Raw genomic sequence first — 425 nt, forward strand, 5'->3', positions numbered from 1 at the left:
CAGGACCCGGCGCGGACCACGACAGACATGCCGGGGCGCAGGGCGGCGCGGTCCTGGTCGGGATCGATGGTGATGCGCACCGGCAGGCGCTGGGCGATCTTGGTGAAGTTGCCGGCGCTTGCGGTGCCCGCCATCAGGCTGAATTCCGATGCGGTCGCGGGCGACAGCGATTCGACCTGACCGGTGAACCGGCGGTCCTGCAGCGCGTCCACGGTGAAGCTGACCGGGGAACCCGGCGCCAGGCCCCGCATCGCGGTTTCGCGAAAGTTGGCGATGACCCACAGGTCGGTGCCGACATGGGGGACCAGCGCGGTGCCGGGGGTCACGTACTGGCCGACATGGACGGCGATCTGGCCCAGGCTGCCGTCGGCGGGGGCATGGATGACGGTGTTGTCGACCTCGATCCGGGCCAGCTGGAAGGCGAC

Annotated in this window: 1 protein-coding gene; it reads right to left on the reverse strand. The window is 70.4% G+C overall.

What is annotated here, in order from left to right; genetic code table 11:
• On the reverse strand, nt 1-425 hold a 425-nt coding region (locus tag TW83_RS18885), incomplete at both ends, for an efflux RND transporter periplasmic adaptor subunit (protein ID WP_045984332.1).

Origin of the sequence: Paracoccus sp. S4493 (assembly GCF_000967735.1) — a bacterium.
Classification (GTDB): Bacteria; Pseudomonadota; Alphaproteobacteria; order Rhodobacterales; family Rhodobacteraceae; genus Paracoccus; species Paracoccus marcusii.